The sequence below is a fragment of the Verrucosispora sp. WMMC514 genome, assembly GCF_027497295.1.
Taxonomy (GTDB): Bacteria; Actinomycetota; Actinomycetes; order Mycobacteriales; family Micromonosporaceae; genus Micromonospora; species Micromonospora palythoicola.
In genome coordinates, this window is the sequence record NZ_CP114906.1 from 1,629,037 (window position 1) to 1,655,773 (window position 26,737).

The window sequence follows — 26,737 nt, forward strand, 5'->3', positions numbered from 1 at the left end:
TGCGCCAGGAGTGGCGCTTAGGACTCTGTCGACAGCCTTTCCGGCCTGACGGCCGGAGAGCTTTGTGGGTTCTGCGGCGATGAAGCCTACAGGCCCGGAATTCACACAATCCGACCGAGGTGGTCGCGGTCGGGGAATTCCTCCCGCGACCACCGTCGGATCATCCGATCACGTCAGGTGAGCGTCACTCACCAGTCGCCTTGGCGATGATCTCCTTCGCCACGCTCTGCGGCACTTCGGCGTAGGAGTCGAACTGCATGCTGTAGCTAGCCCGGCCCTGGGTCTTCGACCGCAGGTCGCCGACGTAGCCGAACATCTCCGACAACGGCACCAGCGCACGGACGACACGGGCGCCGCTGCGCTCCTCCATCGCCTGGATGATGCCGCGTCGGGAGTTGAGGTCGCCGATGACGTCACCCATGTTCTCCTCGGGAGTGGTGACCTCAACAGCCATCATCGGCTCGAGTAGCGCGGGATCGGCCTTGCGGGCCGCGTCCTTCATCACCATCGAGCCGGCGATCTTGAATGCCATCTCGGACGAGTCGACCTCGTGGTACTGGCCGTCCAGCAGCGTCAGCTTGACACCGACCAGCGGGAAGCCGGCGAGAACGCCGTACTGCATCGCGTCCTGCGCGCCCGCGTCCACGGAAGGAATGAACTCCCGGGGGATGCGGCCACCGGTGACGGCGTTGGCGAACTCGTAGGTCGGCGAGTCGTTGCCCAGCGGCAGCGGCTCCAGGCTGACGATCACCCGGGCGTACTGGCCGGAACCACCCGTCTGCTTCTTGTGGGTGTACTCGACCTTCTCCACCGCGCGGCGGATGGTCTCACGGTACGCCACCTGCGGCTTACCGATGTTCGCCTCGACGTTGAACTCGCGGCGCATCCGGTCGACCAGGATGTCCAGGTGCAGCTCGCCCATGCCGGAGATGACCGTCTGGCCGGTCTGGTCGTCCAGCTTGACGCGGAAGGTCGGGTCCTCCTCGGCCAGCCGCTGGATGGCGGTGCTGAGCTTCTCCTGGTCAGCCTTGGTCTTCGGCTCGATGGCCACCTCGATGACCGGCTCCGGGAAGGTCATCGACTCCAGGATGACCGGATTCGCCGGGTCACACAGGGTGTCACCGGTGGTGGTCTGCTTCAGGCCCTGCACCGCGATGATGTCGCCGGCCTTGGCGGAGCTGCGCTCCTCCCGCTTGTTGGCGTGCATCTGGTAGATCTTGCCGACCCGCTCCTTGCGGTCCTTGGTGGAGTTGACCACCTGGGACCCGGACTCGACCACGCCGGAGTAGACCCGGACGTAGGTGAGCTTGCCGAGGTGCTTGTCGGTCTGGATCTTGAACGCCAGGCCGGAGAAGGGCTCCGAGGTGGACGGCTTACGCTGCATCGGCGTCTCACCGTCGGTCGCCGTACCCTCGATCGCCGGGATGTCCAGCGGCGACGGCAGGTAGTCGATGACGGCGTCGAGCATGGGCTGCACGCCCTTGTTCTTGAACGCCGAGCCGCAGAGCACCGGGTTCGCCTTGCTGGCGATGGTGGCCCGCCGGATGGCGGCCTTGATCTCCGCGACGGAGATCTCCTCGCCCTCCAGGTACTTCTCCATCACCGAGTCGTCGACGTCGGCCAGGGTCTCCATCAGCTTCTCGCGCCACTCGGCCGCGGAGTCGGCCAGGTCGGCCGGGATCTCCTCGATCGCGTAATCCTCACCCTTCTGGGTCTCCCCGCGCCAGGTGAGGGCGCGCATGTTGACCAGGTCGACGACGCCGATGTGGTCTCCCTCGAGCCCGATCGGAATCTGGAGCACCAGCGGGGTGGCGTTCAGCCGGTCGATCATCATCTGCACGCAGCGGAAGAAGTCGGCACCGGTCCGGTCGAGCTTGTTGACGAAGCACATCCGCGGGACGTTGTACTTGTCCGCCTGACGCCAGACGTTCTCCGTCTGCGGCTCCACGCCGGCCACGCCGTCGTAGACCGCGACCGCACCGTCCAGCACCCGCAACGACCGCTCCACCTCGACCGTGAAGTCGACGTGGCCGGGCGTGTCGATGATCTGGATCGTGTGGCCCTTCCACTCGCACTTCGTGGCGGCGGAAGTGATGGTGATACCGCGCTCCTGCTCCTGCTCCATCCAGTCCATGACGGCGGCGCCCTCGTGGACCTCACCGATCTTGTACGTGATACCGGTGTAAAACAGGATTCGCTCGGTGGTAGTGGTCTTACCGGCATCGATGTGCGCCATGATGCCGATGTTGCGTACGTTGGCGAGCGCGTCTGCGGCGGCCACTTCAATCCCTACTTATCGTCGTCTCGACACAACTGGTGGCGGTCCCGGCACCGGATGGCGCCGGGACCAGGGTGTTACCAGCGGTAGTGCGCGAAGGCCTTGTTGGACTCGGCCATCTTGTGCGTGTCCTCGCGCCGCTTGACGGCGGCACCGAGGCCGTTGCTCGCGTCCAGCAGCTCGTTCATCAGCCGCTCGATCATCGTCTTCTCCCGCCGGGCGCGGGCGTAGGTCACCAGCCAGCGCAGGCCCAGCGTGGTGGCCCGAGCCGGCCGCACCTCGACCGGAACCTGGTAGGTCGCGCCACCGACCCGGCGGCTGCGCACCTCGAGGGTCGGCTTGACGTTGTCCATGGCGCGCTTGAGGGTGACGACCGGGTCGGTACCGGACTTCTCCCGGCAGCCCTCCAGGGCGGCGTAGACGACGCGCTCGGCGAGCTGACGCTTGCCGCGCAGCAGGATCTTGTTCACCAGCTGCGTGACCAGCGGCGAGTTGTACACCGGGTCAGCGACCAGCGGTCGCCGCGGAGCAGGTCCCTTACGCGGCATGTCAGCTCTTCTCCTTCTTCGCGCCGTAACGGCTGCGCGCCTGCTTGCGGTTACGGACACCCTGGGTGTCCAGCGAGCCGCGAACGATCTTGTAACGCACACCGGGGAGGTCCTTCACCCGGCCACCACGCACGAGCACGATCGAGTGCTCCTGCAGGTTGTGCCCGACACCGGGGATGTAGGCGGTCACCTCGACCTGGCTGCTGAGCTTGACCCGGGCGACCTTGCGCAGCGCCGAGTTCGGCTTCTTCGGGGTGGTGGTGTACACCCGGGTGCACACGCCCCGACGCTGAGGGGATCCCTTGAGCGCGGGGGTCTTGGTCTTGGTGGTCTTCGCCTGGCGGCCCTTTCGGACCAACTGCTGAATGGTGGGCACCGGGTTTCTCCGCTCCCTTCGGCCGCTGCTCGCGGCCGCGCCGTCTGCCGTAGCCGATCTCGTGACCGACTCTCCTACATTCCGACCAGGGCCACCTCACGGAGGTCCCGGCACCCGCGGTCGGGCGTGTCGCCAAACTCACGGTTCCCGTCCGGCGCTCACGCGCAGACCGGGGTTTGTCACCGGCACACGGATCGCCGCAGGCCGGATCTTTGGCTCAGTCGTGGTGCGATCCGGATGTCGGAACGCCGGCTCCAGCGCACGCACGAGTTGCCCGGGCTGGCCCGGGCACAAGGGGAAAGAGTACCTACCACAGCCGCGCAGGTCAAAACGGAAGACCTGCCGGACGTCACACCGCTTGCCGGCTGGCTCCTGTCGACCACCCGCCCGTGATGGGCACCTACGGACACAAGTGTACCGGCTCCGCCGGAAACCGGCCCGCGAGCCCCCGAGCCGGCCCCTCGCCGCCCCTGCTCAGGCCAGCGCCAACACCAGCGCCAGCCCCAACCCCACCAGGCAGAGCAGCAGTCCGGTCCCGCCGCAACTGATCCCCGCGATGGCCAGACCACGGCCGGTGAAGCGGACCGCTGGCGGCGGTGCCGGACGTCGGATCTGCCGCATGCCGAGCAGGCCCGCCACCACGGCGCCCGCGCCCGTGAGGCCACCCAGCGCGGCGAAGGCACCCGCCGCCCAGGCCCCGTTCGCCCCTCCCCCGATCGCGCCGAAGCAGATGACCAGAACCGACACCAGGATCGAGGTGATGCCCGCCACCAACGAGCCGACCGCCAGGCCCGAGGCGACCGGGGGCACGTCGAGATGCACCACCGCGAACGGGGTCCCCGGCACCGGTTCGACCCGCTTCGGCGGTCGAGGACGCTCCTGCGGCGGTGGTGGCGGCGGCTGCCCCCAGCCCGAGCCACCGGCGGGCCATGCCGGCGCCGACGGTCCGGGCGTCGGTCCGAAGGCTGGCGGGCCGGCGGCCGGAGGCCCGAAGGACGCGGGAGCGGGCGGTGCCGAGCCAGGCGGCGGCCCGAAGGGCGGCGAACCAGGCGGCGGCCCGAAAGGCGAGCCGATGGCTGATGGGGAGGTCGGCGGAACGGTCTGCTCCGGTTCGGGCCGGGCCCATCCGGTCAGGTCGGCCTCCGGGCGCCCGGTGGCGGGCTGAGCGGCTTCGCCGCCCTCGGGACGCGCCGGTTCCGTCACGGGATCCTCCTTGTCGGGCAGCGTCCCCGCACCGCGCGACGGACACCGGTCAGGCTACCGTCGGCAGTCAGCCCGTCGGTGCGGGGCGCGGCGACCCGTGGTCGTGCCGGGTCAGTCGACGTTGGGCGCGAAGTCCTGCCCGTACGGCGCCTCGGCGAGCCGGATGATCCCGATCACCAACGCCACCACCAGGCTGACCGCGACCAGCACCAGGCCCGTCCAGGCCAGCCGCTCGCCGCGACGCAGCCAGGCCGCACCGGTCAGGAAACCCGCCGAGGCGTACGCCTCGCGACGCGCCTGTCGAGCCAGGTGCAGGGCCACCGTGGCCGGCACCACGCCACCTATCAGCAGCCCCGTCAGAGCCGCCATCAGACCGAGGGCGAAGACCGCCCGGGCCTTGGTCGCCCGGACCGGATCCGGATCCAGCGGGTGACGCGGTGCCGACGCGAGGGGCGCCGATCCGGGTGCGATCGTCATGACCACATGATGCCCCCCGTCGACGGGCGTTCGCGTCGTACCCGCAGCACGAACCGGACCCGCGGCGCGGGAAGGTCCCCCACCGCGCCCACGGACACGCCGAAGACACGAGGAGGCCCCGGCGCGCCTGCGCCGGGGCCTCCCATGTCACCGCGCGGTCTAGCGGTACGACCCGAAGTCGAAGTCGTCCAGCGGGACCGCCTGGCCACTGGCCGGTCCGAAGCCGTAGTCGGTCTCCGGGTAGCCGGTCATCGAGTAGACCTTGGCCTTCGCCTCCTCGGTCGGCTCGACCCGGACGTTGCGGTACTTGCTGATGCCGGTACCGGCCGGGATGAGCTTACCGATGATCACGTTCTCCTTGAGACCGATGAGCGAGTCGCTACGGGCGTGGATCGCCGCGTCGGTCAGCACCCGGGTGGTCTCCTGGAAGGAGGCCGCCGAGAGCCAGGAGTCGGTGGCCAGCGAGGCCTTCGTGATGCCCATCAGCACCGGACGACCGGCCGCGGGCTCGCCACCCTCGCCGACGAGCCGGCGGTTCTCCGACTCGAACAGCGCCCGGTCGACAAGCACGCCCGGCAGGAACTCGGTCGAGCCGGAGTCGATGACCGTCACCCGCTTGAGCATCTGACGGATGATGATCTCGATGTGCTTGTCGTGGATGAGCACACCCTGCGAGCGGTAGACCTCCTGGACCTCCTGGGTCAGGTGGACCTGGACCGCCCGCGGGCCGAGGATGCGCAGCAGCTCGTGCGGGTCGATGGTGCCCTCGGTGAGCTTCTCGCCGACCTCGACGTGGTCGCCGTCGTGCGCCCGCAGCCGGACCCGCTTCGAGATCTTGTCGTAGACGATCTCGTCGCTGCCGTCGTCCGGGATGACCACGATCTTGCGCGACCGCTCGCCGTCCTCGATCCGGATCCGGCCGGGGGTGTCGGCGATGGGCGCCTTACCCTTCGGGATCCGGGCCTCGAAGATCTCCTGGACACGGGGCAGACCCTGGGTGATGTCCTCACCCGCGACACCACCGGTGTGGAAGGTACGCATCGTCAGCTGCGTACCCGGCTCACCGATGGACTGGGCGGCGATGATGCCGACCGCCTCGCCGACGTCGACGATCTTGCCGGTCGGCAGCGAACGGCCGTAGCACGCACCGCAGACGCCCAGCTTCGACTCGCAGGTGAGGACGCTGCGCACCCGGACCGTCTCGACCCCGGCGGCGACGATCCGGTCGACCAGGATCGAGTTGATGTCCGCGCCCCGCTCGGCCACGACGGTGCCGTCCGGCCCCTTGATGTCGTCGGCCAGGGTACGGGCGTGCACGCTGGTCTCCGCGTGCTCGTGCACCACGAGCCGGCCGTCGAGCTGCTGACCGACCTGCATCGGGATGGCCCGGTCGGTGCCGCAGTCCTCCTCGCGGATGATGACGTCCTGCGAGACGTCCACCAGACGCCGGGTCAGGTAACCCGAGTCGGCGGTACGCAGGGCGGTGTCCGCGAGACCCTTACGGGCACCGTGGGTGGAGATGAAGTACTCCAGCACGGACAGACCCTCCCGGTAGCTGGCCTTGATCGGCCGGGGGATGATCTCGCCCTTCGGGTTGGCCACCAGACCACGGATCGCCGCGATCTGCCGGAGCTGGAGCAGGTTACCGCGAGCACCCGAGTTGATCATCTTCCACAGCGGGTTCTCCTGCGGCAGCGCGGTGTCCATCTCCTTGGCGACCTCGTTCGTCGCCTTGGTCCAGATCTCGATGAGCTCGCCGCGACGCTCCTCGGCGGTCATCAGACCACGCTGGTACTGCTTGTCGATCCGGTCGGCTTCCTTCTCGTACCGCTCCAGGATCTCCCGCTTGCGCGGCGGAGCGATGACGTCCTCCATGCCGATGGTCACGCCGGACCAGGTGGCCCAGTGGAAACCGGCCTCCTTGAGCCCGTCGAGGGTGGCCGCCAGGGCCACCTTCGGGAACCGCTCGGCGAGGTCGTTGACGATCGCGGAGAGCTGACCCTTGCGGATCTCGTAGTTCACGAACCGGTAGCCCTGCGGCAGGGTCTCGTTGAACAGCACCCGACCGAGGGTGGTCTCCACCGTCAGCGGCTCGCCCGGCACCCAGCCCTCGGGCGCGGTCCACGGCTGACCACCGGCGCCGTTGTCCACCTCGACGACGTCCCGCAGCCGGATCTTCACCGGCGCCTGCAGGTGCAGCTCGCCGTTGTCGTACGCCATCCGCGCCTCGGCGTCCGAGCTAAACGCCCGGCCCTCGCCACGCTCACCGGCGGTGAGGTGGGTCAGGTGGTAGAGCCCGATGACCATGTCCTGGGTGGGCATGGTGACCGGCTTGCCGTCGGCCGGCTTGAGGATGTTGTTCGACGACAGCATCAGGATCCGCGCCTCGGCCTGGGCCTCGGCGGACAGCGGCACGTGCACCGCCATCTGGTCACCGTCGAAGTCGGCGTTGAACGCGGTGCAGACCAGCGGGTGGATCTGGATGGCCTTGCCCTCGACCAGCTGCGGCTCGAAGGCCTGGATGCCGAGTCGGTGCAGGGTCGGTGCCCGGTTGAGCAGCACCGGGTGCTCGCCGATGACCTCTTCCAGCACGTCCCACACGACCGGCCGCTGCCGCTCGACCATCCGCTTGGCGGACTTGATGTTCTGCGCGTGGTTGAGGTCGACCAGCCGCTTCATCACGAACGGCTTGAACAGTTCCAGCGCCATCTGCTTGGGCAGGCCGCACTGGTGCAGCTTGAGCTTCGGGCCGACCACGATGACCGAACGGCCGGAGTAGTCGACGCGCTTGCCGAGCAGGTTCTGGCGGAACCGGCCCTGCTTGCCCTTGAGCATGTCGGACAGCGACTTGAGTGGACGGTTACCCGGGCCGGTGACCGGCCGGCCGCGACGGCCGTTGTCGAACAGCGCGTCGACGGCCTCCTGCAGCATCCGCTTCTCGTTGTTGACGATGATCTCGGGCGCGCCGAGGTCGATCAGTCGCTTGAGCCGGTTGTTCCGGTTGATGACCCGACGGTAGAGGTCGTTCAGGTCGCTGGTGGCGAAACGGCCACCGTCGAGCTGCACCATCGGGCGCAGGTCCGGCGGGATGACCGGTACGCAGTCCAGCACCATGCCGAGCGGCGAGTTACGGGTGTTCTGGAACGCCGCGACGACCTTGAGCCGCTTGAGCGCCCGGATCTTCCGCTGCCCCTTACCGGTGCGGATGGTCTCCCGCAGGTTCTCGGCCTCGGCCTCCAGGTCCATGTTCTGCACCAGGGCCTTGATCGCCTCGGCACCCATGCCACCGGTGAAGTACTCACCGAACCGGTCGCGCAGCTCACGGTAGAGCAGCTCGTCGGTGACCAGCTGCTTCGGATCCAGCTTGCGGAACGTGTCCAGCACCTCGTCCAGGCGGTCGATCTCGCGCTGGGCCCGGTCGCGGATCTGGCGCATCTCGCGCTCTCCGCCCTCCTTGACCTTGCGCCGGACGTCCGCCTTCGCGCCCTCGGCCTCCAACTCGGCCAGGTCGGCCTCGAGCTTGGCCGCCCGCTTCTCGATCTCCGAGTCGCGGCTGTTCTCCGACTGCCGCTTCTCGGCCAGGATCTCGTTCTCGATGGTCGAGAGGTCACGGTGACGCGCTTCGGCGTCAACGCTCGTCACGACGTACGAGGCGAAGTAAATGATCTTTTCGAGGTCCTTCGGGGCGAGGTCCAGCAGGTAGCCCAGCCGGCTCGGCACGCCCTTGAAGTACCAGATGTGGGTCACCGGGGCGGCCAGCTCGATGTGGCCCATCCGCTCACGGCGGACCTTCGAGCGGGTCACCTCGACGCCGCAGCGCTCGCAGATGATGCCCTTGAACCGGACCCGCTTGTACTTACCGCAGTAGCACTCCCAGTCCCGCTGCGGACCGAAGATCTTCTCGCAGAAGAGCCCGTCCTTCTCCGGCTTGAGGGTGCGGTAGTTGATCGTCTCGGGCTTCTTGACCTCGCCGTGCGACCACTGACGAATGTCGTCCGCGGTCGCCAGCCCAATTCGCAACTCGTCGAAAAAGTTGACGTCGAGCACGTTCAAATCCCTCACACGTCGCTTGGTGCGTCAGCAGCTCACCGGGTTTTGGTTTCGGGGCGGGGTGACCCACGAAGGGATCAAGCCTGACCGCCCGGAGTGGGTCGCCCCGCCCCGAAACCCCAACGTCACACTTCCTCGACCGAGCTCGGCTCGCGCCGGGACAGGTCGATACCCAGTTCCTCCGCGGCCCGGAACACCTCGTCGTCGGTCTCGCGCATCTCCAGGGCCACACCGTCGCTGGACAGCACCTCGACGTTGAGGCACAGCGACTGCAGCTCCTTGAGCAGCACCTTGAACGACTCCGGGATGCCCGGCTCCGGGATGTTCTCGCCCTTGACGATGGCCTCGTAGACCTTCACCCGGCCGAGGACATCGTCGGACTTGATCGTCAACAGCTCCTGCAGCGCGTACGCGGCACCGTATGCCTGCATCGCCCAGCACTCCATCTCACCGAAGCGCTGACCACCGAACTGCGCCTTACCACCCAGCGGCTGCTGCGTGATCATCGAGTACGGGCCGGTCGACCGAGCGTGAATCTTGTCGTCGACCAGGTGGTTGAGCTTCAGGATGTAGATGTAGCCGACGGCGATCGGGTCGGGCAGCGGCTCACCGGAGCGACCGTCGAACAACTGCGCCTTGCCGGAGGAACCGATCAGCTGCCGACCGTCCCGGTTGGGCAGGGTCGAGGCGAGCAGACCGGAGATCTCCTCCTCGCGGGCACCGTCGAAGACCGGGGTGGCGACGTTGGTGTCCGGCTCCGAAGAGTCGGCACCGATGCCCTGGAGCTGCCGCTTCCACTCGGCATCGTCACCCTCGACCTGCCAGCCCGTCTTGGCCACCCAGCCCAGGTGAGTCTCCAGCACCTGGCCGATGTTCATCCGGCTCGGCACACCCAGCGGGTTGAGCACGATGTCGACCGGGGTGCCATCCTCCAGGAACGGCATGTCCTCGACCGGCAGGATCTTGGAGATGACGCCCTTGTTGCCGTGCCGGCCGGCGAGCTTGTCACCGTCCTGGATCTTCCGCTTCTGGGCGACGTAGACCCGGACCAGCTCGTTGACGCCCGGCGGCAACTCGTCGCCGTCCTCCCGGGAGAAGGTACGTACGCCGATGACCGTGCCGGTCTCGCCGTGCGGCACCTTCAGGGAGGTGTCCCGGACCTCGCGCGCCTTCTCGCCGAAGATCGCCCGAAGCAGTCGCTCCTCCGGGGTCAGCTCGGTCTCGCCCTTGGGCGTGACCTTGCCGACCAGGATGTCGCCGGGGACGACCTCGGCGCCGATCCGGATGATCCCGCGCTCGTCCAGGTCGGCGAGCATCTCCTCGCTGACGTTCGGAATGTCGCGGGTGATCTCCTCCGGGCCGAGCTTGGTGTCCCGCGCGTCGACCTCGTGCTCCTCGATGTGGATCGAGGTGAGCACGTCCTGCTGGACGAGGCGCTGCGACAGGATGATCGCGTCCTCGTAGTTGTGCCCCTCCCAGGTCATGAACGCCACGAGCAGGTTTCGCCCGAGCGCCATCTCGCCCTCGTCGGTGCACGGACCGTCGGCGATGACCTGGCCGGCCTCGACCCGGTCGCCCTCGAAGACGACCGGCTTCTGGTTGACGCAGGAGCCGGCGTTGGAGCGGCGGAACTTGTGCAGCAGGTACGTCCGGCGGTGACCGTCGTCCTGGTGGACGGTGATGTAGTCGGCGCAGAGGTCCTCGACCACGCCACCGACCTCGGCCACGACCACGTCACCGGCGTCAACGGCGGCACGGTACTCCATGCCGGTACCGACCAACGGGGACTCGGCCTTGACCAGCGGCACCGCCTGACGCTGCATGTTCGCGCCCATCAGGGCCCGGTTCGCGTCGTCGTGCTCCAGGAACGGAATCATCGCGGTCGCGACCGAGGTCATCTGCCGCGGTGACACGTCCATGTAGTCCACGGCGGCCGGCGGGACGTCCTCGGTCTCGCCGCCCTTACGCCGGACCAGGACGCGGTCCTCGGCGAACGAGCCGTCGGCCCGCAGCGGGGCGTTGGCCTGCGCCTTGACGAACCGGTCCTCCTCGTCCGCGGTCAGGTAGTCGATCTGGTCGGTGACCCGACCGTCGATGACCTTCCGGTACGGCGTCTCGATGAAGCCGAACGGGTTGACCCGGGCGAAGGTGGACAGCGCACCGATCAGGCCGATGTTCGGGCCTTCCGGCGTCTCGATCGGGCACATCCGGCCGTAGTGGGACGGGTGCACGTCGCGGACCTCGAAGCCGGCCCGCTCCCGGGACAGACCACCGGGGCCGAGCGCGCTCAGCCGCCGCCGGTGGGTCAGGCCCGCCAGCGGGTTGGTCTGGTCCATGAACTGGGACAGCTGCGAGGTGCCGAAGAACTCCCGGATCGCGGCGACGACCGGTCGGATGTTGATCAGGGTCTGCGGCGTGATCGCCTCGACGTCCTGGGTGGTCATCCGCTCCCGGACGACCCGCTCCATCCGGGACAGGCCGACCCGAACCTGGTTCTGGATCAGCTCGCCCACGGTACGCAGCCGCCGGTTGCCGAAGTGGTCGATGTCGTCGGCCTCGTAGCCCTCCTCACCGGCGTGCAGCCGGCAGAGGTACTCCACGGTGGCGACGATGTCGTCCTCGGTCAGCGTGCCGGTGGTGATCGGCACGTCCAGCTCGAGCTTCTTGTTGAACTTGTACCGACCGACCTTGGCTACGTCGTACCGCTTCGGGTTGAAGAAGAGGTTGTCGAGCAGGGTCTGGGCGTTCTCGCGGGTCGGCGGCTCGCCAGGGCGCAGCTTGCGGTAGATGTCGAGTAGCGCCTCGTCCTGGCCGGCGATGTGGTCCTTCTCGAGCGTGGTCATCATCAGCTCGGACCAGCCGAACTTCTCACGGATCTGCTCGGCCGACCATCCGATGGCCTTGAGCAGCACCGTGACGGCCTGCCGACGCTTACGGTCGATGCGAACGCCGACCGTGTCGCGCTTGTCGATGTCGAACTCCAGCCAGGCACCCCGGCTCGGGATGACCTTGACGCTGGAGAGGTCGCGGTCGGAGGTCTTGTCCGGCTGCTTGTCGAAGTACACGCCCGGCGAGCGGACGAGCTGGCTGACCACCACGCGCTCGGTGCCGTTGATGATGAAGGTGCCCTTCGGCGTCATCATCGGGAAGTCACCCATGAACACCGTCTGGCTCTTGATCTCGCCGGTGGTGTTGTTGGTGAACTCCGCGGTCACGAACAGTGGCGCGCAGTAGGTCAGGTCCTTCTCCTTGCACTCCTCGATCGAGGCCTTGACCTCGTCGAAGCGCGGCGCCGAGAAGGAAAGCGACATGGTGCCGGAAAAGTCCTCAATGGGACTGATCTCGTCGAGGATCTCCGCGAGACCCGAGCGTGCGTGCGGGTCGTCCGCCGACCGGCCCTGCCAAGCCTCGTTGCCGACGAGCCAGTCGAAGGACTCGTTCTGAATGGCGAGGAGGTTGGGGACCTCGAGGTGTTCGGTGATCCGACCGAAGGAAACTCGGCGGGGAGCGAATGCGCTCGACGTACGACTGGTCTTCGCAGGGCGGGAAGCTGCCAAGATGCGTCCTTCCGAGGACCGGTGCTGCAGAACGGCTGGTACGCGTGCACTCCAATGACCCCACCAGAAAACATCCACAAACGGACATTTCCGAGCAGGGGTCAAGTCGGAAGGCAGCGCAAACTAGCAGTGTAGCCGAGAGGCTAACCGCTGTCCAGCCCACCCCGCAGGTTGTCGCGGAACGCGCCTCGGGACCCCTCGAACGGGTCGAACCGGGCCGCTCGGAACGCAACGTCCCTGCCGGGCCGCTCGGGTCTGCGTGGCGAGTGGAGCTGCCGCTGCATTACCCGCGCGGTGGCCGTCGCAAGCGCGGAAGGTCTTGCAGATGTCAGCGTGCCTGGCAGTCCAGGGCCGCGTCAAGGGCTCCGGTCGGCATCGGCCCTCTTTCCCACCCACGGGCGAGCCCGCCGGCTCCGGTCGACGCGCCGCGAACCTGGCTCGACACCCTGCTCATGCCGGGTGCGCCGGCCCACGAACACGGCGGGCGGCGATCCACTGTCGGATCGCCGCCCGCCGCGACGTGCGGTGCCCGGTTCATGCGAGCCGGGACGGCCAGGTTGGGACTCAGGTCACTTGAGGGTGACCTTGGCGCCCTCACCCTCGAGCTTGGCCTTGGCCTTGTCCGCGGTCTCCTTGTTGACCTTCTCCAGGACCGGCTTCGGAGCGGCCTCGACCAGGTCCTTGGCCTCCTTGAGGCCCAGGCCGGTCAGCTCACGCACGACCTTGATGACCTGGATCTTCTTGCCGCCGTCAGCGTCGAGGATGACGTCGAACTCGTCCTTCTCCGGCTCGGCCTCGGCAGCGGCGCCACCGGTGGCCGGACCCGCCATCATCATCGCGGCCGGGGCGGCGGCGGTGACCTCGAAGGTCTCCTCGAACTGCTTCACGAACTCGGAGAGCTCGATCAGCGTCATCTCCTTGAACGCGTCGAGCAGCTCGTCGGTGCTGAGCTTCGCCATGTCTGGCGTCCTTTCCTAATGGTTCAAACTAAGAACGTGGTGCGTCGGCGCGGCCTCAGGCCGCCTCGGCGCCTTCCTTCTCGCGCTTGTCCTGCAGGGCGGCCGCCAGGCGGGCGGTCTTCGACAGCGGGGCCTGGAACAGGGCCGCGGCCTTGCTCAGGTTGCCCTTCATCGCGCCGGCCAGCTTGGCCAGCAGCACCTCGCGGGACTCCAGGTCGGCGAGCTTCGTGACCTCGGCCGCGGAAATGGCCTTGCCCTCGAAGACACCGCCCTTGATGACGAGCTTCGGGTTGGCCTTCGCGAAGTCGCGAAGGCCCTTCGCCGCCTCGACGACGTCGCCCGAAACGAAAGTCAGCGCGGTAGGACCGGTGAACAGCTCGTCAAGGCCGGAGATGCCCGCGTCCGCCGCGGCACGCTTCGCCAGCGTGTTCTTGGCGACCGTGTAGCTGGTCTCCTTGCCGAGTGAGCGCCGCAGCTGGGTGAGCTGGGAAACCGTCAGACCGCGGTACTCGGTCAGCACGGTGGCACCCGCGCTGCGGAAGCTCTCGGTCAGCTCTGCGACGGCCGTGGCCTTGTCGGCCCGGATCGGCTTGTCCGCCATGTCCCTCCTCTCTCGTTGCTCGAGGCTGGTCACCGTCGCAGGCGAGCGCCTGTGACGGAGCGGAGGTGTCGCGGCAACAGAAAAGCCCCGGCGCAGGGCGCACGGGGCGAGGACGGCGGGAATCACCTGGTCGGCGGACCACATGACGCTGCCGATGTCGCTTGCCGCCCTACGCGGGTCGCCCGTCGTCGCGGGACCTTCGACCGTGCCCGGGGCACGGTGACCAGCGGTCTCTGGGTGGAACTTCGCGACCAAGGCTACGCGACACCCGCGCTGACCACCAAATCGCGCCCCCGGGACCGGCCCGGCGGCGGCAACGGCCGTCACCCGGCCGACGGTTCGATCTGCCCGTGCGTCCAGGTCGCTGGCTGGCTGCGGTCGCCCCCTCGTCCGGCTCGACCGGCGACCACGAGCACGACCATGCCCTAGGCGCGCCGGGTGCGGGCCCGGGCGTAGCCGGTCAACGCCACCGCCGCCCAGGCCAGCGCCCACATGGTCAGCAGCAACGCCGTCGACCCGGGCAACGGGCCGACCAACGCCCTGGCGGTGGGTAGCAGCGGTGGCGCCAGCCACGGCGCGACCGACCCCGAGAGACCGAGCACCAGTACACCGACCGCACCGATAGTGAGCACCGCCACACCGTAGCCGGCGCTTCGGGTGATCACCCGGCTGGCCAGCGCGCCGAGCGCCACAGCCGCCGGCAGCGCGAGCAGGTGCGCCCAGAGACCGAGCGTCACGCCTGCGGGAACCGACCGGTCACCGGGCAGGCTGGGAGCGGCGACCCCGCCGACCAACCAGGGAAAGACCAGGGCGACCGCCACCAGACCAAGGCCAGCCACCACCGCGGCGACCAGCCCGGCCACCTGCTCCCGGGCCGGGCCGACCGCGACCAGAGCCAGGCGACGCTGCACGTCCGGCTCCACGTCCAGCAGGATCTTGGTCTGCCAGGCCAGCACCGGGAAGAGCACCACGGCCGACACGCCGTACGCCTCCGCCGGCTGGGCCCGGCCGCCGCCGTAGAGGATGCCGAGGGTGAGCAGGCCGGCCAGGACCGGCGCCAACGCCCGTCCGGTACGCAGGAAGCCGGCGAGCCGGAATCGCACCAACGCGGTCACCGGGCCACCTCGGACGACGATCCCGCTCCCGGTCCGGTGGCCTCAGGCGGTGCGCTCTGGCCGCGTACCCGCAGGACGTGGTGGCCCTCGGCGCGCAGGCGGGCGACGGTGGCCGGCAGCTGTCCCACCGGAACCTCCAGCTCGACCACCGCGACCGCCGCCTCGCCCGACGGTGCCCGCTCGGCCACCGCACCGTCGGCCACCAACCACTCCCGAGCGCCGGGCAGCCGGACCGTCTCCCCTCGGTGATCGCTGACCAGCACCGACCCGCCGTCAGCCAGCACCTCGTCGACCAGTTGCGGAACCAGTTCCCGCGCTGCGGCGTCCAGGCCCTCCCAGGGCTCGTCGAGGACGAGCAGGCCGGGCGGACGCAGCACGGCCTGGGCCAGGCCGACCTTCTGGGCGGTGCCCTTCGACAGCTGAGCCAGCCGTACCGTGCGGAACGGGCCGAGGCCGAGTCGGTCGACCCAGCGTCGCACCGTCCGCTCCGTCGCGGCCGGGGACAGGCCGGCGATCCGGGCCATCGCGGTGAGATAGCCGTCGACCGTGAACGGCTGCTCGGCCGGGAAGCGCTCCGGTACCCAGCCCACGACCGCCGGGCGGTCGAGCACCCGCCCCCGGGACGGCCGCAGGACTCCGGCGGCGAGTTGGAGCAGCGTCGACTTGCCGGCCCCGTTGCGGCCCCGTACCACCACCGCCTCGCCCGCCGGCACGCGCACCGTCACCTGCCGCAGCACCCACGGACCGCGCCGGTGATACCGCAGCCCGACGTCCTCCAGCCACATGCCGCGAGCCTGCCACAGCCGACAGACGAACGCGGCCCCGCCAGGAGTGGCGGGGCCGCGTCGGTGCGTCGTGCTCAGCTGTCGGCCGAGCCTTCCTGCAGGTTCTTCACCACGTTCGGGTCGACCGGTACGCCCGGTCCCATCGTGGTGGTGAGGGTGACCTTCTTGAGGTACTTGCCCTTCGCGGCCGACGGCTTGGCCCGCAGCACCTCGTCGAGGACGGCCGCGTAGTTGTCGACCAGCTGGGCCTCGGAGAACGAGGCCTTACCGATGATCAGGTGCAGGTTCGAGTGCTTGTCCACCCGGAAGGTGATCTTCCCGCCCTTGATGTCCGACACGGCCTTGGTGACGTCCATGGTCACCGTGCCGGTCTTCGGGTTCGGCATCAGACCGCGCGGGCCCAGGATCCGCGCGATCCGACCGATCTTGGCCATCTGGTCGGGCGTGGCAATCGCCGCGTCGAAGTCCAGCCAACCACCCTGGATCCGGGCGACCAGCTCGTCGGTGCCCACCTCGTCGGCACCGGCGGCGACGGCCTCCTCGGCCTTCGCACCGGCCGCGAAGACGATCACGCGGGCGGTCTTACCGGTGCCGTGCGGCAGGTTGACCGTGCCGCGGACCATCTGGTCCGCCTTGCGGGGATCGACGCCGAGGCGCATCGCGACCTCGACCGTGGCGTCGAACTTGGTGGCGGTGCTCTCCTTGGCCAGCTTGACGGCCTCGACGGGGGTGTAGAGCTTCGACTTGTCGATGGCCTCGGCGGCCTTGCGGTAACTCTTGCTGCGCTGCATGTTCTGTCTACTCCTGTGGTCTCTGGCGGGCCGCGGTGCTCGCGCGCCCTCCCACGATCCGTACGGGTCGGTGGTGGCCGACGTCAGTCGGTGACGTTCAGGCCCATCGACCGGGCGGTGCCGGCGATGATCTTCTCAGCCTGGTCGAGGTCGTTGGCGTTGAGGTCGGCCATCTTCTTCTCGGCGATCTCCCGCAGCTGGGCGCGGGTCACCGAACCGACCTTCTGCGTGTGCGGGACGCCCGAGCCCTTCTGCACACCGGCGGCCTTGATCAGCAGCCGGGCGGCGGGCGGGGTCTTCAGCACGAAGGTGAAGGACCGGTCCTCGTACACGCTGATCTCGGCGGGGACGATGTCGCCCCGCTGCGACTCGGTCTGCGCGTTGTACGACTTGCAGAACTCCATGATGTTCACGCCGTGCTGGCCGAGCGCGGGACCGACCGGCGGCGCCGGAGTGGCCTGGCCCGCCGGCAGCTGAAGCGTGAACGTCTTGACGAGCTTCTTCTTCGGAGGCATGTCTCTTCCTGGGGCTTGGAACTGGGAAAGGTTCACACGACACCGCCGTCGGTGCGCGCACGGTCAGCGCGCATGCGACGGCGGCGACGTTCTAGGGTAGCGCAGACCTGGATCCCGGCAGCCACGGAGGTGCGCCGGGCGGGTGAACCGGACGAACGACGACCGGCGGCGGTTGCCCGCCGCCGGCAGTCGACAAATCAGATCTTGGCGACCTGGTTGAAGTTCAGCTCCACCGGCGTCTCCCGGCCGAAGATCGACACCAGCACCTTGAGCTTCTGCTGGTCGGCGTTGATCTCGCTGATCGTGGCCGGTAGGGAGGCGAAGGCGCCGTCGGTGACCGTGACCGAGTCGCCGACCTCGAAGTCGAGGACCTTGACCTCCGGCTTGGCCTTCTTCTGCTCGGTCTCGACGGCCGGCGCCAGCCACTTGAGCACCTCGTCGAGGCTGAGCGGTGCCGGACGATCGGCCCGGTCGGTTGCGCCGACGAAGCCGGTGACCCCGGGAGTGTTCCGTACGCAGGAGTAGGACTCCGCGGTCAGCTCCATCCGGACGAGGATGTAGCCGGGGAAGACCTTGGCCTGCACCTGGGAGCGCTTGCCGTTCTTGACCTCGACCTCTTCCCGGGTCGGCACCTCGACCTGGTAGATGTAGTCCTCCATGTCGAGGGACGTGATCCGGGTCTCGAGGTTGGTCTTGACCTTGTTCTCGTAACCGGCGTACGAGTGCACCACGTACCAGTCGCCCGGTGCGTAGCGCAGCTTCTGCCGCAGCTCCGCGACCGGGTCGAAGTCCTCCTCGGGAGCGGGCTCGGTCATGGCGAACTCCGGCTCGTTGGCGGCCTCGACCGACTCGTCACCAGCCGCCGTCGCCACCGCGGACTGCTCGTCCGTGGTCTCGGCGGTCTCGTCGTACTCAGGCACGCTTGCTCACTTCCGTCACTATCGCACGTTCAGCCGGTCAGCTGGGGTTGCCGAAGACCCACAACACGCCCTTGGCGAAGCCGTAGTCCAGGACAGCCACGATCGTCAGCATCACCGTGACGAACGCGATCACCACTGCCGTGTAGGTCAGCAGTTCCTTGCGGGTCGGCCAGATGACCTTACGCAGTTCGGCCACGACCTCGCGGATGAAACGCGCGATGCGACCGAACAGGCCCACCTTGTCGGCGTCGGTACGCGTCTTGCGGCCGTCGGCGGAATCCGCCCGCGCCCGCGAACGGGTGGCGGTGCCACCTCGCGAAACCGGCTCGTCCGCGTCGGCGGCGTCATCCTCGGCGCTGTCGTTGACGACCTCGTCGTTCAGGCGCTCGTCGTCGGCGTCCTCGCCGCGCCGCTTGTTGTCGGCCACTTCGCCCTCCGTCGCGGGATGTCGGTGTCGCACGCGGGGCGCGTGCGCGGCGCTTGGTCACGCCGGCCGGACCAACCGTCCCGGGACGGGCCGCGGCCGGCGGATCAACCGGAAGGGCCCGATGCCTCGGAACCTCCCCGCCGATGCCACCACCACGGGCCGGACGCCACCAGAAGGCGGCGCGACCCACGGAACGGTCAGGCCTGAGGCGCAGGGGTGACAGGACTTGAACCTGCAGCCTGCGGTTTTGGAGACCGCTGCTCTGCCAATTGAGCTACACCCCTGTGCGGCAACGCTCGCCCCACCCGGCCACACGGCCAGGCAGGGGTCACTTGCCCCACGGCGGACCAGTGTACGGGTACCGACCCGACTTTCCCAACCGGTCTACCCGACGCGCCGCCCGGTGCCGGTCAGCCGGCCCTGCGCACGGTGGCCCGCGCCTGCGAGAGCACCTTCTCACCGAGGCAGGTGGCGGTCACATCCAGCCTGGTCAGACCCGTGTCGGTCACCTCACGGACGACCGCGGTCACCACGATCTCGGTGCCGGCGTCGTCGTCGGGGACCACCACCGGGCGGGTGAACCGCACGCCGAAGTCGACCACCGCGTCGGGCGAGCCGGCCCAGGCGGTGACCGCCCGGCCGACGAGCGCCATGGTGAACATGCCGTGGGCGATCACACCGGGCAGCCCCACCTTTGTGGCGAACCGGTCGCTCCAGTGGATCGGGTTGAAGTCGCCCGAGGCACCGGCGTATTGGACCAGGTCCGCCCGGGTCACCCGGAACGTCTGGGTAGGCAGCTCCATGTCAGGCCTCCCCGCGTACGACGAGCTTGGACCAGACCGCGACCACCGGTTCCCCGGCGGTCGTGCTGACGTCGGTCCGGGTGGTCAGGAACTCGTGGCCACCACGGCTGGTGATGTCCTCGACAGTGTTGACACAGACCAGCTCGTCGCCGGCCACCACCGGCCGGGTGTACGCGAACCGCTGGTCACCGTGGACCACCCGGCTGTAGTCGATGCCGAGCGCGGGGTCCTCGATCAGCTGACGGCTGGCGGCCATGGTGATCACCACCGGGAACGTCGGCGGCGCGACCACGTCCGGGTGGCCCAGCGCGCGGGCGGCCTGCGGATCGTGGTGGGCGGGATCGGTGGCGCCGATCGCCGTCGCGAACTCGCGGATCTTCTCTCGGCCCACCTGATAGGGGGCGGTCGGCGGATAGGTCCGACCGACGAAGGACTGGTCCAGGGGCATGCCGCGAACCTACACGCAGAGCACGATCGCCGATCCGAGCGGTCGACGTCGGCTCAAGCCGCGCCGTCCGTACGAACCGGCGATCATGACGGATGCTGATCCGGGCCGATCGGCCCGGACGGGTTCAGCGCGTCTCGCGGTGCAGGGTGTGCCGCCCGTCCCGGGGGCAGAACTTCTTCAGCTCGATGCGGTCCGGGTCGTTACGGCGGTTCTTGCGCGTGATGTAGTTGCGCTCCTTGCACTCCACACACGCCAAAGTGATCTTCGGCCGGACATCGGTCGCCTTCGCCACGGCGGAGTGCCTTCCTCGATAACGGATACAACTACGGCGCTAAAGCGTACGCGCCACCTGGGCGGACACGCAAAGCGGGCGCCTGTGGCGCCCGTCCCACCGACCACCGGAAATGTCCGGGGCGGACGAGAGTAGCGGTGGCCGGACTTGAACCGGCGACACAGCGATTATGAGCCGCTTGCTCTGCCATCTGAGCTACACCGCCGCGGTGGGCCCAGCCGGACCCTCTGAGCCCCCTTACGGAATCGAACCGTAGACCTTCTCCTTACCATGGAGACGCTCTGCCGACTGAGCTAAGGGGGCCTGCGCGATCACTCGGTGCTCGCGCAGAGGTAAGAGTACACGGCCCGGTCGTACTGGTGAAATCGGATCCCCAGGTACGCGGTACGCCCAGCTCAGGGCACCACGCGCAGTCTCGGAAGCTCGCTGCTGGAGATCGACTCCGGGTCGATCTGGGCACCGAACCACGCCTCCAGGCGTTCGAACGGCAACGGGCGGCTGAACAGGAACCCCTGGCCGACCTCGCAGCCGATGTCCTGGAGCAACTCCAGGGTCAGCTCGCTCTCCACACCCTCGGCCACCACGGTGAGACCGAACTGCTGGGAGAGGGTGACCACGGCGTTGACGATCGCCAGATCCCCCGGGTCGGTGGCCATGCCCTGTACGAAGGAGTGGTCCACCTTCACCTCGTGCACCGGCAGGCGACGCAGGTGGGCCAGCGAGGAGCTGCCGGTGCCGAAGTCGTCCACCGAGAGCCGTACCCCGAGATCACGCAGGCGACGCAGGGTCGGGATCGGGCGCTCCGTGCCGTCCAGCACGCCGGCTTCCGGGATCTCCAGGGTCAGCAGCTGGGCCGGCACCCCGTACTCCTCAAGCAGTTCCCGGACCTGTTCCGGGAAGTGCTGGTCGAGAAGCGTACGCGCGGAGAGGTTGACCGCGACGGCGAGCGACTGGCCGCCGTGCGCCCAGTCCCGGCTGTGCCGCAGCCCTTCCCGGAGCACGAACTCGGTGAGCCGGCCGAGCTGACCGGTGTGCTCGGCCACGGCGACGAAGTCCGCCGGGGAGACCGAGCCGTGCGTCGGATGCTCCCACCGGGCCAGGCACTCGACCCCGAGGAGCCGGCGGTCCCGCAGCGTCACCTTGGGCTGGTAGTAGACCTCCAGCTCGCCGTTGTCGAGGGCGTTGCGCAGATCCCCGGCGAGCCCGAGCCGGTGCAGCGACCGCGACTCCAACGCCGGCGTGTACAGCTGCACGCTGCCCGGAACCGCCTTGGCCGCCGTCGCGGCCACGTCCACCCGTTGCAGCAGGGTCGCCGGTGCGTCGCCGTGATCCGGGTGTACGGCAACCCCGACCGCGGTGTCCACGTCCAGCGTGAGCGAGTCGAAGACCATCTCGTCGCGGATCTGTTCCCGCAGCTGGCTGGCGAGCTCGACCGCCGCCTCGGCACTCTCCAGCCGCAGCGTCACCAGGAACTCGTCGCCACCGGCCCGCCCGACCAGCGCGGCCGACGGCACACAGCCACGTAGCCGATCGGCCACCTCGATGAGGACCTTGTCCCCCGCCGCGTGACCGAGGGACTCGTTGACCTGGCGCAACCGATCGACGTCGAAGAGCAGCAGTGCGACCACCTCGCCGGGAGCCCGGATCCGGACCGCCTCGGCCAGCGCGGCGAGAGCACGGCGGCGGTTGGGCAGCTTCGTCAGCGCATCGTGGTACGCGTCGTGCCGCAGCCGGTCGACCAGGCGGGAATTCTCCAGCGCGACGGCGGCGTGCGCGGCGACCGTCTCGAAGACGGGAACGTCGGCCGGGGCGAAGTTCCCCACGTCGCTGAGGCGGTTCACCACCTCGATCGTGCCGATGACCACCTGCCCGGAGCGCAGCGGTACGGCGATGACGTCCTTGACCTGCCGACGGGCCAATTCACGGCGTAGTTCCAGGTCACCGCCGAGCACCCGGCCAGACGTCAGCGTCTGGCCGGATTCCAGCGTGCGCTGACGGATCAGCACGGGGGTCTGCGCCACATCCAGCAGACCCTGGTCGTCCAGCCGGGCAGTGAGCAGCACCTCCGGGTGGCGGCCCTGAGCCGGCAGCCACAGGGTGGCGTACTCGGCCTGCATCAACGCCCGGATCCGGCCCAGCAGGATGTCGGCGAGGCTCCCCTCCGCACCCGCGCTGGCCATCGCGCGGGTCAGTTCGTACATGTCGCCGAGGGTGCGGTGTTGCCGAAGAAAGCGCGAATAGGAGCCGTAGAGCAGCGCACCCGCGATGGTGATCGCACCCAGCAGAAGGATCGACCACATGGTGCTGGCCAGGGCGATGAGGATCAGTAGCCCGACCGCGAGATTCAAGGCCGCGGTAAGGAACACCTGGACCGCCGTACCCGCCGTCTCCCGGGAGCCCTGCCAACCCTGCAGCAGGGTGATCACGCCAACCACCGCGGCCAGGCTGATCAGACTGTTCGCCGTGATGGCGCCGAAAAGAACCGCCCAGGTCGCGGGACCGACACCGTCGAGCGGCGCGGCCCCAGCGACGACGAGCCCTGCCACCGACACGGCGGCGGCGTCGCGGGCCACGTTGAACCACAACTTCGGCGGTGAGTACCGCCGGTAGGCCTGGGTGATGACGGCCGCCACGGTCGCGATCGTCACCACGAGCACCGGGGTGAGACTGAAGAACGCCAGAACCAGAGGTATCTCGGTGAGGGTGACGACGACAGCCTGTCGCCGGACCACGAAGCTCAGGGTGGGAATCCCGGCCACGATCATCACGACGAGCAACAACGCCGCCAAGAGCAGATCGCGCTCGCCGATCTCCGCCGAGAAAGCCAACAGGACGGTGCTCAGCACAGCAAGCACGGCCAGGGGAGCCGTGATCAGCCAGGCACTCGCTATCGGGCGTCTAGGCGCCTCTCTAGCCGGCACGCAAAGTTCCCCTAACCGCTAGGGCCGGCGCGGCGTGACGTACGAGTCAGTCTGCGTTCGGGACGGCAACCTCGTGAAGAGCAGGCGCCCCCCACTCGATGCCGTTCGCGGCCTCCGGGGCCACACCCCACTCGATGCCGAGCCCCCACTCGATGCCGGACAACCGCATCTCGGCTGACCCGATCAGCGCGGTGCTCACGGCGGCAAGTACAGCGGTCGCCGCGATCGCGGCGAACAGTCGACCACTCCTTCGACGAGACATCGGGAGGACTCCTGCCTTCGGGGGGTGTAGCGACGGGCACGCCGATCGTGCCACAGCCTGGGCAGCCGGGAAAGCGGACGATCGGGCATGCCCCAGCCCCCGTACGTGCGATCCGCCGTCGTCGGCTGATCGCAGGGCCACTCGCGTCGCAGCAAGGCGTCGGTGGATGCGCAAAACGACAAGCCTCGCGATCAAGGATTACCGGTCGCTAATTCGCGAACCGGTAATCCGCCTGTACGCGCCCCTACCCACTCTTACCGCTGCGCGGCCGCTGGTCAACGGTCAAACAGTCACGAAGTTGGCGTACACCCGACACCGACGGCGACAGAGACGGATGTCGACCAACCGGCACTCGTGGCCGAGTGCTCGACGCAATCCGGCGCGACGACGAGTCACCGCAGGGGGCGAAGCGCGCCCGCCCTTCGGAGGGGAAGAAGACCGTCACATCACCCACCGAGCAAAGAGAGACATCGACTGATCGCTCGTTCGCCGGCATCTGTCACACGTGTTGGCCTCAGCCGGACCGAGTTAGCTCAACGACAACGGCCCCCGATCAGCATCTCTGCTGTTCAGGGGCCGTTGTCGCACCTGGTGGCGGGTAGAGGATTCGAACCTCTGTAGCTTTCGCGACGGATTTACAGTCCGCTCCCATTGGCCGCTCGGGCAACCCGCCAGGGCGTACCCCCGCACCGTGGCGCGGCGGCGGAAGCAAGGATAGCGGCTCCACCCGCTGCCGCCGCAACCGGGTACCGTCAGGGGTCGTACCCCTGGGCAACCAGGGCCAAAGGATCACAAACCAGCCGGACAGCAGGAGCATGAGTATGGCAGCGAACCCGTCGTTCGACATCGTGAGCAAGGTCGACCGCCAGGAGGTCGACAACGCTCTCCGGCAGGCGGAGAAGGAGCTCGGGACGCGGTTCGACTTTCGGGGCACGGGCGCCGAGATCTCCTGGTCGGGTGAGGAGGCGATCAGCCTCCAGGCGGAGACCGAGGAGCGGGTCCGGGCCGCGTTGGACGTGTTCAAGGAGAAGCTGGTCAAGCGGAACATCTCGCTGAAGTCGCTGGACGCGGGCGACCCGCGCCCCTCCGGCAAGATTTTCAAGCTGGACGCCAAGGTGATCCAGGGCATCGACCAGGACAAGGCCAAGGCGATCAGCAAGAAGATCCGGGACGAGGGCCCCAAGGGCGTGCAGGCTCAGATCCAGGGCGACCAGCTGCGGGTCACCGGCAAGAAGCGGGACGACCTTCAGGCGGTCATCGCGCTGCTCAAGGCCGAGGACTTCGGCGTGGCCCTCCAGTTCACCAACTACCGCTAGAGCCGTACGCGACCGGGGTTAATCGCCGGGCCGGTGCCGCAGCCAGAGGTACGGCACGGGCTGGTCCCGGTTCCACTCATCCGCCTGATCCGACGGCACGGGTTCGAAGCCGGCGGCGGTGTAGCACCGCAATGCCGGCGCGTTGTCGGGGTGCAACCGCATCAGCACCGCCGGGTGATGGTCCCGGGCCAGCTTGGTGAGCAGGGCGACCATCCGACGGCCCAGGCCCCGGCCACGCAGCGCCGGGGCCACGATGAGACGGGCCAGCTCCACCTCGGCCTCGTCGTCGTCGAGCCACAGTTCGCCGTACCCGGCTGGCTCTCCGTCCACGAGCGCCAGGTACGCCAGCACGTCTGGCTCGGTTCGCCAGCGCTCGACGTCGTCCGCTGTCACTCGGTCGCGGGAGCACCAGCGGCGGCTCTCCTCGGCAGAGGTCGCCCATCTCGCCACGACGGCCGGATGGGTCGCGCCCACCGCGGTCAGCTCCATGACTCGCCTCCTCGGCACGCGAGGCTACCGCCCGCGGTCGGAGGTACGGGTTTTGTCGACGGCCGGGTGCGACCCGACCGATCGGGCAGGGCAGCCGTCGGACCGGGGTCAACGGGTGAAGATCAACAGCAGGACGACCGTGAGGATCGCGCTGACCAGGATCGAGCCGAGACAGCCGATCCGGTTGGAGAAGAAGAGGAACATCCCGCCGTCGTACCCGTGATGGCGCGGGTCAGGCCGAGACGGGCCGTTCGGCCCGGAGGGCGGTGGCCTCCGCGCGGGCGATGGGGCCGGCCGGCAGCGCGGCGACCGCCGCTCCGACGGCGACCGCCGCCCCGGCGAACAGGAAGGCCCACGGCACCCCACCGGCATGGTCGACGATCAGCCCGGAGACAGCGCCGCCGACCGCGCTCGCACCGACCGACATGGTCACCACCCAGGTGTACGCCTCGTTCAGCATGCCGGTCGGCGATATTCGCCCGACCAGGGTGTTCTCCAGGGTCAGCGCGGGAGCGATGGCGGCTCCGCCGAACAGCAGGGCGGCGCCCAGCGCACCCGGCGTGGGCATCACGGCGAAAACGGCGAAGCTGCCGGCGAGTACGGCGAGCAGCCAGGCGAACAGGCGGGTCATGTTGCGGGCCGGCCGGCGGACCCCGAACCAGAATCCGCCGATCGCGCTGCCGATCCCCCAGACGGCCAGCAGCAGGCCGGCGAGGCCGTTCGGGTCGTCGGAGTTGTAGCGGGTGGCGAAGGCCGGGACGGTCACGCCCGCCGCCCCGAAGGCGATGCCGATGCTGGCCACGCAGAGCAGCAGGGCCGGGAAGCCGGCGACCCGGAGCGGACCGAGGCCACGGGCGTGGTGCTCCCGGGAGTGCGGACGCCAGCCGCGCATGGCCTGACCGAGCGCCACTGAGAGGGTGCCGATCAGGGTCACCACTGCGGCACCGATCAGCGCCGCACCGGCGTCGGCGACCAGCACGAACCCGGCCACCAGCAGGGGACCGAGCACGAAGACGATCTCGAACAGGGTGGTCTCGGCGGCGAGCGCGGTGTTGCGCAGGTGGTACCGGCCGGAGTCGACGTTCGTCAGGCCGTTCCACGCGCCCCGGATCGCGGCGGTCATCGGCGGGTACGTCCCACCGGCCATCGCCGAGGCGAGCAGCACCAGCGCGAAGGGGGCGGCGTCGGCGCGGGCCGCCCAGAGCAGCCCGATCAGGGCGAGCGGATGGGCGATCGCGGTGCCGAGCAGCACCGGGGTGGGACCGATCCGGTCGGCGATCCGACCGGCCACCGGGCTCAGCGCGGCCCCGGAGAGGGCGTAGCAGCCGCCGGCCGCGGCGGCCAACGAGTAGCGTCCGGTGACTCCTTCGACGACGAGCAGCAGCGCGAGTGGCGTCATGCCGATCCCGAGTCGTCCGATGATGCCGGTGACCAGCAGGGTCGGTGCGCCTGGAATCTGCCAGACAGCCAGATACCGACGCAGCCCAGCCACAGCGGACCTCCCCGAGATGTAATGAGCAAGACTCGGTTAGACCCTAACGCCCGGCCCGCGGCAGCCCACCCGGTCCGCCCCTGTGGCGGCGCTCACCCATCCCCGGGCGAGA

General features: G+C 68.9%; 23 protein-coding genes, 4 tRNA genes and 1 pseudogene. 2 read left to right on the forward strand and 26 right to left on the reverse strand.

What is annotated here, in order from left to right; translation table 11 throughout:
• Positions 1 to 184: 184 nt before the first annotated feature.
• From fusA to O7597_RS07515, 24 genes are all read right to left on the reverse strand, one after another.
• Positions 185 to 2,281 carry an elongation factor G gene (gene fusA, locus O7597_RS07400; protein WP_269738311.1) on the reverse strand — a complete coding sequence of 699 codons (2,097 nt, stop codon included), beginning with the start codon at positions 2,279 to 2,281 and terminating at the stop codon, positions 185 to 187.
• 74 nt (positions 2,282 to 2,355) lie between these two features.
• On the reverse strand, positions 2,356 to 2,826 hold the full coding sequence (rpsG, locus tag O7597_RS07405) for a 30S ribosomal protein S7 (protein WP_093403604.1): 471 nt from the start codon (positions 2,824 to 2,826) through the stop codon (positions 2,356 to 2,358).
• 1 nt (position 2,827) lies between these two features.
• Positions 2,828 to 3,202, reverse strand: coding sequence for a 30S ribosomal protein S12 (rpsL, locus tag O7597_RS07410; RefSeq protein WP_013735958.1), 375 nt, complete (start codon positions 3,200 to 3,202; stop codon positions 2,828 to 2,830).
• A gap of 474 nt (positions 3,203 to 3,676) precedes the next feature.
• Positions 3,677 to 4,048 carry a hypothetical protein gene (locus tag O7597_RS07415; protein WP_269738312.1) on the reverse strand — a complete coding sequence of 124 codons (372 nt, stop codon included), beginning with the start codon at positions 4,046 to 4,048 and terminating at the stop codon, positions 3,677 to 3,679.
• A 468-nt stretch (positions 4,049 to 4,516) separates the two neighbouring features.
• Complete coding sequence (locus O7597_RS07420; RefSeq protein WP_164447888.1) at positions 4,517 to 4,882, reverse strand: hypothetical protein; 366 nt, start codon at positions 4,880 to 4,882, stop codon at positions 4,517 to 4,519.
• A gap of 159 nt (positions 4,883 to 5,041) precedes the next feature.
• On the reverse strand, positions 5,042 to 8,929 hold the full coding sequence (locus tag O7597_RS07425) for a DNA-directed RNA polymerase subunit beta' (RefSeq protein WP_269738734.1): 3,888 nt from the start codon (positions 8,927 to 8,929) through the stop codon (positions 5,042 to 5,044).
• A gap of 128 nt (positions 8,930 to 9,057) precedes the next feature.
• Complete coding sequence (locus O7597_RS07430; protein WP_204000258.1) at positions 9,058 to 12,489, reverse strand: DNA-directed RNA polymerase subunit beta; 3,432 nt, start codon at positions 12,487 to 12,489, stop codon at positions 9,058 to 9,060.
• A 569-nt stretch (positions 12,490 to 13,058) separates the two neighbouring features.
• The gene (gene rplL / locus O7597_RS07435) at positions 13,059 to 13,448 is read right to left on the reverse strand and encodes a 50S ribosomal protein L7/L12 (RefSeq protein WP_210829560.1); all 390 of its coding nucleotides are present in this window, start codon (positions 13,446 to 13,448) and stop codon (positions 13,059 to 13,061) included.
• A gap of 55 nt (positions 13,449 to 13,503) precedes the next feature.
• Positions 13,504 to 14,049: a 50S ribosomal protein L10 gene (rplJ, locus tag O7597_RS07440; RefSeq protein ID WP_013735964.1), complete on the reverse strand. Its 546-nt coding sequence runs from the start codon at positions 14,047 to 14,049 to the stop codon at positions 13,504 to 13,506.
• 425 nt (positions 14,050 to 14,474) lie between these two features.
• Complete coding sequence (locus O7597_RS07445) at positions 14,475 to 15,164, reverse strand: hypothetical protein (RefSeq protein WP_281582305.1); 690 nt, start codon at positions 15,162 to 15,164, stop codon at positions 14,475 to 14,477.
• Positions 15,161 to 15,949, reverse strand: a complete 789-nt coding sequence (locus tag O7597_RS07450) for an ATP-binding cassette domain-containing protein (protein WP_281582306.1) — start codon at positions 15,947 to 15,949, stop codon at positions 15,161 to 15,163. Before O7597_RS07450 ends, O7597_RS07445 begins: the two co-directional genes overlap by 4 nt.
• 74 nt (positions 15,950 to 16,023) lie before the next feature.
• On the reverse strand, positions 16,024 to 16,740 hold the full coding sequence (gene rplA / locus O7597_RS07455; protein WP_093403592.1) for a 50S ribosomal protein L1: 717 nt from the start codon (positions 16,738 to 16,740) through the stop codon (positions 16,024 to 16,026).
• Positions 16,741 to 16,823: 83 nt separating this feature from the next.
• A complete protein-coding gene (rplK, locus tag O7597_RS07460) occupies positions 16,824 to 17,255 on the reverse strand; it encodes a 50S ribosomal protein L11 (protein ID WP_093403591.1) in 432 nt (143 codons plus the stop codon).
• A gap of 197 nt (positions 17,256 to 17,452) precedes the next feature.
• Positions 17,453 to 18,175: a transcription termination/antitermination protein NusG gene (gene nusG / locus O7597_RS07465; protein WP_210829551.1), complete on the reverse strand. Its 723-nt coding sequence runs from the start codon at positions 18,173 to 18,175 to the stop codon at positions 17,453 to 17,455.
• A gap of 37 nt (positions 18,176 to 18,212) precedes the next feature.
• A complete protein-coding gene (secE, locus tag O7597_RS07470; protein ID WP_269738317.1) occupies positions 18,213 to 18,602 on the reverse strand; it encodes a preprotein translocase subunit SecE in 390 nt (129 codons plus the stop codon).
• 211 nt (positions 18,603 to 18,813) lie between these two features.
• Positions 18,814 to 18,886: transfer RNA gene (locus O7597_RS07475), tRNA-Trp, on the reverse strand.
• A 126-nt stretch (positions 18,887 to 19,012) separates the two neighbouring features.
• Entirely contained in the window at positions 19,013 to 19,405 is a 393-nt protein-coding gene (locus tag O7597_RS07480) for a MaoC family dehydratase (RefSeq protein WP_269738318.1), read from the reverse strand.
• Between the two features lies 1 nt (position 19,406).
• Entirely contained in the window at positions 19,407 to 19,853 is a 447-nt protein-coding gene (locus O7597_RS07485) for a MaoC family dehydratase N-terminal domain-containing protein (RefSeq protein ID WP_269738319.1), read from the reverse strand.
• Positions 19,854 to 19,977: 124 nt separating this feature from the next.
• Positions 19,978 to 20,145, reverse strand: a complete 168-nt coding sequence (gene rpmG, locus O7597_RS07490) for a 50S ribosomal protein L33 (RefSeq protein WP_093403583.1) — start codon at positions 20,143 to 20,145, stop codon at positions 19,978 to 19,980.
• Positions 20,146 to 20,277: 132 nt separating this feature from the next.
• Positions 20,278 to 20,350 (reverse strand) — tRNA-Met (locus O7597_RS07495).
• Between the two features lie 25 nt (positions 20,351 to 20,375).
• Positions 20,376 to 20,448: transfer RNA gene (locus O7597_RS07500), tRNA-Thr, on the reverse strand.
• 92 nt (positions 20,449 to 20,540) lie between these two features.
• A complete protein-coding gene (locus O7597_RS07505; RefSeq protein ID WP_269738320.1) occupies positions 20,541 to 23,066 on the reverse strand; it encodes a bifunctional diguanylate cyclase/phosphodiesterase in 2,526 nt (841 codons plus the stop codon).
• Positions 23,067 to 23,112: 46 nt separating this feature from the next.
• The gene (locus O7597_RS07510; protein ID WP_281582307.1) at positions 23,113 to 23,328 is read right to left on the reverse strand and encodes a hypothetical protein; all 216 of its coding nucleotides are present in this window, start codon (positions 23,326 to 23,328) and stop codon (positions 23,113 to 23,115) included.
• Between the two features lie 589 nt (positions 23,329 to 23,917).
• Positions 23,918 to 24,001: transfer RNA gene (locus O7597_RS07515), tRNA-Tyr, on the reverse strand.
• Positions 24,002 to 24,143: 142 nt separating this feature from the next.
• Here O7597_RS07515 and O7597_RS07520 point away from each other — a divergent pair.
• The gene (locus tag O7597_RS07520; protein ID WP_281582308.1) at positions 24,144 to 24,644 is read left to right on the forward strand and encodes a YajQ family cyclic di-GMP-binding protein; all 501 of its coding nucleotides are present in this window, start codon (positions 24,144 to 24,146) and stop codon (positions 24,642 to 24,644) included.
• Between the two features lie 18 nt (positions 24,645 to 24,662).
• Here O7597_RS07520 and O7597_RS07525 read toward each other — a convergent pair whose 3' ends face one another.
• Entirely contained in the window at positions 24,663 to 25,133 is a 471-nt protein-coding gene (locus tag O7597_RS07525; protein ID WP_281582309.1) for a GNAT family N-acetyltransferase, read from the reverse strand.
• 108 nt (positions 25,134 to 25,241) lie between these two features.
• Here O7597_RS07525 and O7597_RS31720 point away from each other — a divergent pair.
• Positions 25,242 to 25,337, forward strand: a pseudogene (locus O7597_RS31720) (DUF1275 domain-containing protein); the annotation flags it as partial.
• Positions 25,338 to 25,365: 28 nt separating this feature from the next.
• Here the strand turns inward: O7597_RS31720 and O7597_RS07530 are convergent.
• A complete protein-coding gene (locus O7597_RS07530) occupies positions 25,366 to 26,625 on the reverse strand; it encodes an MFS transporter (protein WP_269738323.1) in 1,260 nt (419 codons plus the stop codon).
• Between the last annotated feature and the right edge of the window lie 112 nt (positions 26,626 to 26,737).

Coding starts and splice junctions, on each gene's coding strand:
- rpsG (WP_093403604.1), bottom strand. CDS start 2,826: ATGCCGCGTAAGGGACCTGCTCCGCGGCGACCGCTGGTCGCTGACCCG.
- rplJ (WP_013735964.1), bottom strand. CDS start 14,049: ATGGCGGACAAGCCGATCCGGGCCGACAAGGCCACGGCCGTCGCAGAG.
- O7597_RS07420 (WP_164447888.1), bottom strand. CDS start 4,882: ATGACGATCGCACCCGGATCGGCGCCCCTCGCGTCGGCACCGCGTCAC.
- O7597_RS07485 (WP_269738319.1), bottom strand. CDS start 19,853: ATGCCCCTGGACCAGTCCTTCGTCGGTCGGACCTATCCGCCGACCGCC.
- rplK (WP_093403591.1), bottom strand. CDS start 17,255: ATGCCTCCGAAGAAGAAGCTCGTCAAGACGTTCACGCTTCAGCTGCCG.
- rplA (WP_093403592.1), bottom strand. CDS start 16,740: ATGCAGCGCAGCAAGAGTTACCGCAAGGCCGCCGAGGCCATCGACAAG.
- O7597_RS07520 (WP_281582308.1), top strand. CDS start 24,144: ATGAGTATGGCAGCGAACCCGTCGTTCGACATCGTGAGCAAGGTCGAC.
- O7597_RS07450 (WP_281582306.1), bottom strand. CDS start 15,949: ATGTGGCTGGAGGACGTCGGGCTGCGGTATCACCGGCGCGGTCCGTGG.
- O7597_RS07510 (WP_281582307.1), bottom strand. CDS start 23,328: ATGTCTCGTCGAAGGAGTGGTCGACTGTTCGCCGCGATCGCGGCGACC.
- O7597_RS07480 (WP_269738318.1), bottom strand. CDS start 19,405: ATGGAGCTGCCTACCCAGACGTTCCGGGTGACCCGGGCGGACCTGGTC.
- rplL (WP_210829560.1), bottom strand. CDS start 13,448: ATGGCGAAGCTCAGCACCGACGAGCTGCTCGACGCGTTCAAGGAGATG.
- O7597_RS07525 (WP_281582309.1), bottom strand. CDS start 25,133: ATGGAGCTGACCGCGGTGGGCGCGACCCATCCGGCCGTCGTGGCGAGA.